The organism is Saccharothrix hoggarensis (assembly GCF_042678885.1).
GTDB classification, from domain to species: Bacteria; Actinomycetota; Actinomycetes; order Mycobacteriales; family Pseudonocardiaceae; genus Actinosynnema; species Actinosynnema hoggarensis.
Window position 1 is genome coordinate 1 of the sequence record NZ_JBHTLK010000250.1, and the last position, 9,712, is coordinate 9,712.

Genomic DNA, 9,712 nt, shown 5'->3' on the forward strand with positions numbered 1-9,712 from the left:
CGCTGCACCGCCGCCGCCACCGCCTCCCCCGCCCCGACGCGCCGTGGGCGCCGCGCGAGCCGGTGGCGTTCCCCGACGCCGCCACCGCGTCCGCCTGGCTCACCGCCGAGGTCGCCAACGTCGCCGCGATGGTGCGCACCGCCGCCGACATCGGGCCGACGTGGGCCGCGTGGTGCCTCGCCGACGCGTTGAAGGGGCTCTTCCTGCGCGGCAACACGGCGCACTGGCCGGCCGTGCTGGAAGCGGCGTTCCCGACCGCGACGGACCCGCTGCCGTCCTCCGCGATGCACAACAGCGCGGGCATCCTGGGCCTGACCCGGGGCGACTACACGGCCGCGGCCGACCACTTCACCGCGTCGATCGACGCCGCCACCGCCGCGGGCTGGCGGCTCGGCCAGGCGGGCGGCCTGATGAACCTCGGCGTCCTCTACTACTACACCGGTCCACTGAGGACGGCCCTCGACTACCTGGTCCGGGCCGAAGCGGTCACAGTCGGCGCGCCCGAGTGCCTGGGGCACGCGGGGATGATCCAGCTCAACCTCGGCTCGACCGCGCTCGGCCTCGGCCGCCCGGCCCAGGCCGTCGAGCACCTGACGCGGGCGTTGGCCATGCAGGAGGAGTCGGGGTACGAGCGGGCCCGCGGGATCGGCCTGCTGCTCCTCGCCGACACCCACCTCCACACCGGGGACCTGGCGGGGGCGCAGGAACTCGTCGACCGCGCGGAGGCCCACATCCGGACGACCGGGGTGGACCACGAACTGGCCCGCTGCCACGAACTCCGGGCCCGCCTCGCCCTCGCGCAGGGCGACCACCGCCTGGCGCACGTCCTGCTGGGGCGCGCCGCCGCGCTGGCCGAGGGCGACCACACGACCGAGGTGGACACCCGCAACACGACCGCGACGGCCCACCGCCACACCGGCCGGCCGCACCGCGCGATCGCCCTGCACCGCCACGCCCTGGCCGCCGAGCGCCGGTCCCGCGACCTGCGCGGTCAGGTGGACGCCCTGATCGGCCTGGCGGCCACCTACCGCGCCCAGGACGAGCCCGACGAGGCCGCCCTCCACGCGGCCGCCGCGCTGGACCTCGCGCACGCCGCGGACCTGCGGCCCCTGGAGGCCCAGGCGTTGACCCAACTGGCCGCCGCCGACCTCGCGCGCGGCGGCCACCGGGCCGCGCACCTCAACGCCGGCAAGGCCCACGCCCTCGACGTGGAGACGGGTCGGGGACTGTCCGAAGCGCCCGCGCTCCTGCGGCGGGCCGAGGCCGCCGCCCGCACCGCGTTCCGCCGGCGGGGGTAGCCGTCACGCCGCCCTGCGGACCCGGACGGCGCCGGGCACGTCACCCGGTCGGCTGGTCCTCCGGGTCGAGGCGGACGCAGCAGAGGCCGGGCGCCGGGACGAGCCGCGCGACCAGCCCCGTGTCGGCGAGGCCGTCCAGGAGGCCGTCGAGGAGGCACAGGTTCATGCCGCACACGAGTCGCATGTGCTGCTGGACCAGGCTGTGGAACGGGCAGTTGCCGAGCACGATCGAACGGTCCTCGGTGCGCGGCTCGAAGCCGAACCGCTCCAACGCGTGCCGCGCCGCGACCGGGCCGGGGTCGTCGGTGCGGGCGGATCGTCCCAGCTCACGGCCCACTTCGCGGGCCCGCCGGTCGAGCACCGCGCGGGGTGACTCGCCGGTGTCCGCCGCCTCCTGCACGGCGTCGGCGAGGAGGTGCCCGGCCAGTTCGTACCGCCGGTCGGGCAGCGAGACGGCGATCTGCTCGGCCGAGCGCCGGTAGAGCTTCGCGGGCCGGCCCGCGCCGGGTCCGGTGCGCCCGGTGCGGCGTTCGCGCACGACTTCCAGCAGCCCTTCGGTGACGAGCCGGTCGAGGTGGAACGCGACCGTGGTGCGCGGGACGCCCACCGCCTCGGCGGCCTCGTCCCGGCTCACCGCCGCAGGGCTGCGCACCACGAAGTCGTAGAGCCGACGTCGGGTCGGCTCGTCCAGCGCCGCGACGGCGGAGACGTGCGACGTCCGCGGCTGGTCGCCCTCGGCCATCTCTAAAATCCACTTCTGTTGACGAAATTAGGTCGAGCCTTCTAAGGTTAGCTGAAGTTGTCGATAGAAGGAGGCGCGCCGTGCACCCGCAGCTGCAAGTGGTCCACGGGCGCGGCGGCGTCGACGTCGAGGCCGCCCGACGGGCCGTCGCCGACCTGCTCGTCGCCCTGGGTCGAGACCCCGGGTCGGAACACCTGGCCGACACCCCGAAACGGGTCGCGCACGCCTACGTCGAACTGCTCACGCCGCGCGAGTTCGACCTGACGACCTTCCCCAACGAGGAGGGCTACGACGAGCTCGTGCTCGCGCGCGGCATCCCGGTGCAGTCGCTCTGCGAGCACCACCTGCTGCCGTTCCACGGCGTCGCCCACGTCGGCTACCTGCCCGGCGAGCGCATCCTGGGACTGTCGAAGCTCGCCCGCGTGGTCGAGCTGTTCGCCCGCGACCTGCAGGTGCAGGAACGGCTGACCAAGCAGGTCGCCGACTGGCTGCAGCGGCACCTCGCGCCACGCGGCGTCGGCGTCGTGATCGAGGCCGAGCACCTGTGCATGTCGTTGCGCGGCGTGCGTGCCGCCGGCACCAGCACGGTGACGTCGGCGTTGCTGGGCGCGCTGCGCGAGGACGGTCGGTCGCGGCACGAGTTCTTCGCCCTCGCGGGCGTCAACGGGTGAGTCCCGAGGAGAGGTCATGGGCGCGGAACAGGTGTTCGTCGTCGTGGGTGCCGGACCGGCCGGCGCGAAGGCGGCGGAAGCGTTGCGGGAGCGGGGTTTCACCGGCCGGGTGGTCCTGGTCGGCGACGAGGGCGAGCGGCCCTACGAACGCCCGCCGCTGTCGAAGGGCTACCTGCTCGGCGAGCAGGACCGCGCGGCGGTCGACGTGTTCCCGGAGCAGTGGTACGGCGAGCACTCCGTGGAGCTGCTGCTCGGCTGCCGCGTCACGGCGCTGGACCGGGCCGCCCGCCGGATCGGGCTGGCCGACGGCCGGTCTCTCGGCTACGACAAGCTCCTGCTGGCCACGGGCGCGTCGCCGCGCCGCCTCCGCGTGCCCGGCGCGGAGCTGGACGGCGTCCACTACCTGCGCCGCCTCGGCCACTCCGACCGGTTGCGCGAGGCGGTGGAGCGCGGCGGGCGGATCGTCATCGTGGGCGGCGGGTGGATCGGCCTGGAGGTCGCCGCCGCGGCACGCACGCGCGGCTGCGAGGTGACCGTCGTGGAACAGGCGCCGACCCCGCTGCACGCCGTGCTCGGCCCGGAGGTCGGCGGCGTGCTGGCCGACGTCCACCGCGGCCACGGCGTCGAGTTCCGCTTCGGCACGGCGGTGGCGGGCTTCCGCGGTGGCGGGCGGGTCTCGGCCGTCGTCACCGCAGACGGTGACGAGCTGCCCGCCGACGCGGTGGTCGTCGGCGTCGGCGCGCGCCCGAACACCGACCTGGCGGAGGCGGCCGGCCTCACCGTGGACGACGGCGTCGTCGTGGACGGCGCGCTGCGCACCGACGACCCGCACATCCACGCCGTGGGCGACGTGGCGAGCATCCCCAGCGCGCGCTACGGACGGCGGCTGCGCGTGGAGCACTGGGCCAACGCCATCAGCGGCGGCCAGTCCGCGGCCAGGGCGATGCTCGGCGAGGACATCGCGCACGACGAGCTGCCGTACTTCTTCTCCGACCAGTACGACCTCGGGCTGGAGTTCGCCGGCTGGTTCCCGCCCGGCGGCTACGACCGCGTCGTCACCAGGGGAGACGTGCCCGGCCTCGCGTTCCACGCGTTCTGGCTGGCGGGCGACGAGCTGGTGGCCGGCATGCACGTCAACCTGTGGGACGCCGGCATCGGCGAGGTCCAGGAGCTGATCCGGCGGCGGCGACCGGTCGACCCGCGCCGGCTGGCCGACACCTCCGTCCCGCTCACCGCCCACCTCGAAGGCTGACGGCGCCCACCCCGCCGCGCTAGCCGGCGGGGACCTCCGCACCGCAGCGCTCGCACGCCGCCGGCGGCTCGGATTCGAGGAACAGCCCGCACTCCGGGCACACGCGGGACAGCCAGCAGACCGGGTCGCCGCCCTCCTCACGCATGGGTCGGGCCGCCACCGGTTCCACGCGCTCGCCCTCCGCGGGCCGGACCGCCGCCGGTTCGCCGCGCTCGCCCGGCACGTACGGGGCCGCCATCGGTTCCACGCACTCGCCTGCCGCCGGCCGCGCCGTCGCCGGGCCGTCCGGTGTCACGCCGGCCGCCGGTTCGCCGTCACCACTGCCCGTCATCGGCCCGACCTCCGCTCCGCCGGCGAGTCTAGTTCCCTTGTCCCGTCAGCGGTTCCCGCGCGGGCGGGGCGGTTCGGTGGTGGCCGTGGGGGACGGCGTCCAGCAGGGTCACGCGGACCAGGTCGCCGTTCGGCACGCGGTAGGCGCGCCGGTCGCCCCGGCGGGCGCCGGTGAGGGCGGTGCCCAGCGGCGAGTCGGGGGAGTAGACCTCGATGTCGCCGTGCTCGGCGGCCCGCAGGCCCAGCAGGAACGTCTCCGTCTCGCCGGTGTCGTCGTAGCGGACCGTCAGCACCATGCCGGGTTCGGCGATCCCGTCGTCGGGCGGGTCCTGACCGACGACGGCGTGCCGCAACAGGTCGCGGATCTCGCGGATGCGCTCGCGCCGACGCCTCCGGGCGACCACGCGGTCGTCGTCGGTGGTGGAGTCGGTCTCGGCGGGCGGGCCGGCGTCGGCCGCGAGGAGGGCGGCGAGTTCGTCCTCCAGCCGTCGGTGGGCCTGGGGCGTCAGCCAGACGCCGCGGGTGCTGGTCATGGTGGCCTCGGAGGTCGGCGGGTTCGGGCGGGGTGCCGTCAGGGCGGCCGGGGGAGGGGCGGGACGCCCTGACGGCGGGGGTGTCCGCGTCGCCGGGTCTTGGTCGACGCCGGCTCCGCGGACGGAGGGTGGCTGGTGGGCTCGTGACAGCCGGGGTCAGCGGTCGGTGGTGCGCAGGCGCAGGATGTCGTCGACGTCGCGGGCGTAGTCGGTCGCGATGCGCAGCAGGATGTCCCGCTGCACGCGCAGCAGCTCGTTCTCCGACCGCAGCCAGGCCAGCTCGTCCCGTTCCGCCCCGGTGAGCCGGGAATCCGCGGTGTCCACGGCGGCTCAGCGCAACGGGTCGAACGGGCGCAACGCCTGCGGCTGCTTGCCGGTGGTGATCTGCTCCGCCAGCAGCCGCCCGGTGACGGGACCGTGCGCCAGTCCCCACATGCCGTGCCCGCCGGCGACGTACACGCCGGGCGCGCGCACCGCGCCGATCAGCGGCCGACCGTCCGACGTGACGGGGCGCGGGCCGACCCACACGTCGGTGCGCTCGTCCCAGCGGACGCCGTCGAGCAGCGGCCGGGCCGACGCGATGATCGCCTCCAGCCGCGCGGGCACGCCGGGCGCGTCGGGGTCGCGGAACTCCATCGTGCCCGCGACGCGCAACGCGCCCCGGTAGGGCGTGCACGCCACCCGCACGTCCGGCAGGTAGACCGGGCCGGGCACCGGGCGGTCCACCGGCACGGTGAACGAGTAGCCGCGCCCGGCCCGCACCGGCACCCGGACACCCCACCGGGTCGCCAACCGGGACAGCCACGCGCCGGTCGCGACGACCGCGACGTCGGCCGCCACGGCCTTGCCGGAGCGGGGGTGCACGGTGACGCCCTTGCTGTACGTCCGGACGTCGGCGGCCTCGAACACGCGGATCGTGGCGCCGCGGGCGACCACCGCCCGTCCCAACGCCCGCACGAACGCGCCGGGGTCGATGTGCCGCTGCCCGTCGACGCGGACGCCCGCCGTGAGCGCGGAGGACGCGAGGGGCACGTGCTCGCGCAGCCGGTCGACGTCCAGTTCGACGTGGTCGACGGGCTGCCCGGCGGCGGCCATCCGGCTGAGCTCCCGCAGCAGGCCCTGTGCGTGCTTCGGCGTCGCGAACGCGGCGGTGATCGGGCCGTCGACCACGGTCGCGTCCACGCCGTTGGCCGTCAGCACGTCGAACGCCTCGGCGCACTCGTCGTTGAGCGGCACGTTGGCCCGCACGGCCTCCGTCCACGACGACCAGCGGCAGTGCGCGGCGAACCGGGCCAGGAAGCCCCACAGCCCCGGGTCGAACGTCAGCGGGATGTGCAGCGGCGCGGTCGGGCTGAGCAGCGACCGCAGGCCGTAGCGCAGCACGGACGGCTCGTTGAGCGGGATGGTGAGGCCGGGCGCGATCCACCCGGCGTTGCCCCAGGACGCGCCGGCGGCCACGCCGGTCCGGTCGACCACCGTCACCTCGACGCCGCGCTCCTGGAGGAACCACGCCGTCGACAGGCCCACGATGCCCGCGCCGACGACCACCGCCGACCTCGGTCCGCCGTCGATGCGCTCGACGTCGACCATGACCACCTCCGCGTTCGGTACCGCCTGTCGAAGCCAGCATGGCTCGGGCGGGGCACCGGGCTGTTGTCCGTGACGGACAATCGGAGGGGTCGATCTTGTCGGTTGCCGACAGCCGCTCCGAACGACAGCCGCTCCGAACGACAGTCGCTCCGAACGACAGTCGCTCCGAACGGCGGCCGCGCGAATGCCGACCGCGCGAACGGCGACCGCCGGAACGGCGACCGCGCGGACGCCAGCCGTCAGCCGCGCGCAGGCTCGTCGTCGGCCTGGTCGTCGGTCGCGGCGAGGTCGATGATCATCGCGAGCCGCTTGCGCGGGTCGTCGAGGTCGAGGGCGGTCACCTCGGCCATCTTCCGCAGCCGGTACCGCATGGTGTTCGGGTGCACGCCGAGCCGGTCGCCCGCCTGCGCCAGGTCGCCCTGCGCCTCCAGCCACGCGCGCAACGTCGCCACGTAGTGCGTGCCGTTGACCGCGTCGTGCCGGCGCAGCTCCGCCAGGGGCCCGCGCGCCGGGGTCCGCCCGGTCCGCGCCGCCGCCCGCAGCCGTTGCAGCAGGATGTCGTCCCACGACTCGTCGTACGCGGGCGGCACGGTGTCCGGCGAGCGCGCCTCGTGCAGCGCCAGGCACTCGTCGGCCTCCTGCCTGCCGGCGGGCAGGTCGTCCGCCGCGGCGACCCCGCCGATGCCCGCCGTCACCGTCACGGTGGCGGGCAGCGCGGCCCGCAGCAGCGCCACCCACTCCCGCGCCGCCGTCACCTGCTCGCCCGGCAGCACGGTGTAGAGCGTGTTGCCGGCCAGGGTGCTGCGGCCGGGCCGTGACCAGCCGAAACCCGTCGTGGCCCGTTCGAAGGCGAGCAGCAGGGCGGCGTGCCGCTCGGCGGCGATGTGCGCGCGCACGGCGATCACCCGCAGCGGTCCCGGCGGCAGCCCGAGCCTGCTGACGACGGTCGCCGCGTCCGCCGTGCCCTCCAGCAGCCGGATCACCAGGTCGGACTCGACCTGCCGCTCCAGGTCCGCGCTGGCGCGCGAGCGCAGCAGGTGCAGCGCGACCGTGCGGGCGCCGTCGGCCAGCGCCGTGCAGCGGACCCCGGTGAGCGGGCTGCCGCACGTCACCCACACCGAGCCGAGCAGCTCACGCCCCGCGCGCACGGCGACCACCATCCGGCCGGTCAGCCCGTGCTCGCGGTCCTCCTCGACGAACAGCGGCTCGTCGTAGGACGCCAGGTAGGCGAACACCCCGCGTTCCTCGAACAGCTCGCGCAACCCGTCCGGGGCCTGGCGGCCGAGGATCGTCGCCAGCCGGGCCGGGTCCGCGCCCTGCTGCGAGCTGGAGTACGCCAGCACCCGCGACAGCCGGTCCTCGATGGTCACCGCGCCGCCGACCGCGCCCGCCAGGCTGTCGGCCAGCGCGAACAGGTCGGTCGGGCCGCGGCCGGACTCGGTCTCCCGGCCCTCCAGCACCAGCCCGTAGACGACGCCGGCGAGCTGGCTCCACGACACCGCCGGGTCGACCACCATGACCGCGACGCCCTCGCTCGTGCCGACCGCCGTCGCCTCGCGCTCGACCTCGGCGTCACCGTGGATCAGCACGACGCTCGCCCGTGCCGCCACCGCCCACCGCAGGGCTTCGCCCACCGAGCCCGCGCCGACGGCCAGGAACACGTCACCGCCCACCGCGCGGGCGGCGGTCGACTCGTGCATGACCACGCTGCGCAGTTCCGTCGACCGGGGCACCGGGCAGCAGGCCAGCCTCACACCGTAGCCACCCAGCACGTTCGCCAGGCGGTCCAACCGCACCATGCTCCACCCCTTGTCCCGGACGACGACCCACCGTAACCGGAGTGCCCGGCCCCGCCCCGACCCGAGGTCACTCGTCGCCCCAGATGGGGAGCGCCAGGGTCGATCCCATGCGGCGGAGTTCGGCGCGGTGCAGCGCGCTGAGGCGGGCGAGCACCTGCTGCCCGTAGTCGGTCAGCTCGACCCGCACTACCCGCGCGTCGGACGGGTCGGGGGTGCGGCGCACCAGGTCCTGCTTCTGCGCTCGGTTGACCAGCTCGACGACGCTGTGGTGGCGCAGCTGCAGGCGCTCGGCCAGCTCGCCCACCGCCGCCCACTCGCGACCGGGGAAACCCTTGAGCGCCAACAGGAGCTGGTACTGCTGCGGAGCGAGGCCGTGACCCCGCACGGTTTCCTCGCTGAACCGCAGGTACCGGCGGATCGCGAACCGGAAGCGGGCCAGCGCCTCGAAGTCCTGCTTGGTCAACGGCTCCGCGTCGAGACCTTCCTCGTCCCCGGTCATGCGCTCATCGCACCACGCGTCGCGGTGCGCGGCGCGATCACCCCGGCCACGCGCCGGTCTATCGTGTTACGATATTAATCTCTGCGAGGCACCAGGAGGTGTGTCGTGCTCAGTGACGCCGAACGCCAAGCGCTGCGCGACATCCAGCGCCGGCTTGCCGCCGACGACCCCGACTTCGTGCGCCGGTTCCGCTCCGCCGGACGCGGCCGGACGGTGGCGAGGCGACGGAACGCCGCGCGCCGCAGGGTGGCCCGCCTCGGCGCGATCAGCCTCGCCGAAGTCGTCATCGCCCTCGCCGTCGTCGGCCCCAACGTGCTCACCGAAGCCCGGATCGCCGCGCTCCGGCAACCGCCGGCGCCGCGGAGGAGCACCCGATGACGGCCCTGCACGCGTGGCCGACGCTCGCGCGCGGGTTCCCGGAACACGCCGGCCCGCCGGCCGCCACTTCGCCGGCCGCCTCCTTGCGGTCCGCCACTTCGCCGGACGTCGTCTCGTCGGACGTCGTCTCGTCGGAGGTCGTCTCGTCGGCTGCGGCGCTGCCCGTCCCTGCCCGATGAGCCGGGTCGGGCAGGACCGGCGCGGCGGGCGTCCCCGCATCGTCGTCGGCTTCGACGGCTCCCCGAACAGCGTGGTGGCGCTGGACTGGGCACTCGGCGAAGCGGGGCTGCGCGACGCGCGCGTCGTCCTCTGCCACGTCCACGAGGCGGGCGGTGAGGAGGCGGCGTGGGACGTGCTCGGGCTCGGCGTCGAGCACGCCGGCCGCCGTGAGCCGCGCGTCGCCGTGACCGGGGCGCTCGTCGCCGGCAACCCGGCCCGCCACCTGGTCCGGTCCGCCGCCGACGCGTTGCTGCTGGTCGTCGGCGCACGCGGCTCGGGCGGGTATCACGGCCTGCGGCTCGGCTCGGTCAGCGACCAGGTCGCCCGGCACGCCCGGCGGGCGTTCGCGGTGGTGCTCGGCCGAGACCAGGCGCTGGAGGGGCAGCCCGACGCGGCGGACC

The 9,712-nt window shown here is 75.5% G+C and carries 12 protein-coding genes; 5 read left to right on the forward strand and 7 right to left on the reverse strand.

The window, feature by feature from the left end; genetic code table 11:
* The coding region (locus tag ACFQ3T_RS30775) for a tetratricopeptide repeat protein (protein WP_380728629.1) at positions 1-1,298 on the forward strand (1,298 nt) is incomplete at its 5' end.
* A 40-nt stretch (positions 1,299-1,338) separates the two neighbouring features.
* Here ACFQ3T_RS30775 and ACFQ3T_RS30780 read toward each other — a convergent pair.
* Complete coding sequence (locus tag ACFQ3T_RS30780) at positions 1,339-2,040, reverse strand: helix-turn-helix transcriptional regulator (protein WP_380728631.1); 702 nt, start codon at positions 2,038-2,040, stop codon at positions 1,339-1,341.
* Between the two features lie 80 nt (positions 2,041-2,120).
* Here ACFQ3T_RS30780 and folE point away from each other — a divergent pair, with 80 nt between their 5' ends.
* Both folE and ACFQ3T_RS30790 read left to right on the forward strand, forming a co-directional pair.
* On the forward strand, positions 2,121-2,711 hold the full coding sequence (gene folE, locus ACFQ3T_RS30785; protein ID WP_380728633.1) for a GTP cyclohydrolase I FolE: 591 nt from the start codon (positions 2,121-2,123) through the stop codon (positions 2,709-2,711).
* Between the two features lie 16 nt (positions 2,712-2,727).
* A complete protein-coding gene (locus ACFQ3T_RS30790) occupies positions 2,728-3,963 on the forward strand; it encodes an NAD(P)/FAD-dependent oxidoreductase (protein WP_380728635.1) in 1,236 nt (411 codons plus the stop codon).
* 19 nt (positions 3,964-3,982) lie between these two features.
* Here ACFQ3T_RS30790 and ACFQ3T_RS30795 read toward each other — a convergent pair whose 3' ends face one another.
* From ACFQ3T_RS30795 to ACFQ3T_RS30820, 6 genes are all read right to left on the reverse strand, one after another.
* Complete coding sequence (locus ACFQ3T_RS30795) at positions 3,983-4,294, reverse strand: hypothetical protein (RefSeq protein WP_380728637.1); 312 nt, start codon at positions 4,292-4,294, stop codon at positions 3,983-3,985.
* A gap of 28 nt (positions 4,295-4,322) precedes the next feature.
* Positions 4,323-4,826 carry a GreA/GreB family elongation factor gene (locus ACFQ3T_RS30800; RefSeq protein ID WP_380728639.1) on the reverse strand — a complete coding sequence of 168 codons (504 nt, stop codon included), beginning with the start codon at positions 4,824-4,826 and terminating at the stop codon, positions 4,323-4,325.
* Positions 4,827-4,982: 156 nt separating this feature from the next.
* Positions 4,983-5,150 (reverse strand): hypothetical protein, encoded by a 168-nt coding sequence (locus ACFQ3T_RS30805; RefSeq protein ID WP_380728641.1) that lies wholly within the window; start codon positions 5,148-5,150, stop codon positions 4,983-4,985.
* Between the two features lie 6 nt (positions 5,151-5,156).
* The gene (locus ACFQ3T_RS30810; RefSeq protein ID WP_380728643.1) at positions 5,157-6,416 is read right to left on the reverse strand and encodes an NAD(P)/FAD-dependent oxidoreductase; all 1,260 of its coding nucleotides are present in this window, start codon (positions 6,414-6,416) and stop codon (positions 5,157-5,159) included.
* Positions 6,417-6,655: 239 nt separating this feature from the next.
* A complete protein-coding gene (locus ACFQ3T_RS30815) occupies positions 6,656-8,215 on the reverse strand; it encodes a PucR family transcriptional regulator (RefSeq protein ID WP_380728645.1) in 1,560 nt (519 codons plus the stop codon).
* 67 nt (positions 8,216-8,282) lie between these two features.
* Positions 8,283-8,714, reverse strand: coding sequence for a MarR family winged helix-turn-helix transcriptional regulator (locus ACFQ3T_RS30820; protein WP_380728647.1), 432 nt, complete (start codon positions 8,712-8,714; stop codon positions 8,283-8,285).
* A 105-nt stretch (positions 8,715-8,819) separates the two neighbouring features.
* Between ACFQ3T_RS30820 and ACFQ3T_RS30825 the strand changes: the two genes are divergently transcribed.
* On the forward strand, positions 8,820-9,092 hold the full coding sequence (locus ACFQ3T_RS30825; RefSeq protein WP_380728649.1) for a DUF3040 domain-containing protein: 273 nt from the start codon (positions 8,820-8,822) through the stop codon (positions 9,090-9,092).
* Between the two features lie 175 nt (positions 9,093-9,267).
* The coding region (locus ACFQ3T_RS30830; protein ID WP_380728651.1) for a universal stress protein at positions 9,268-9,712 on the forward strand (445 nt) is incomplete at its 3' end.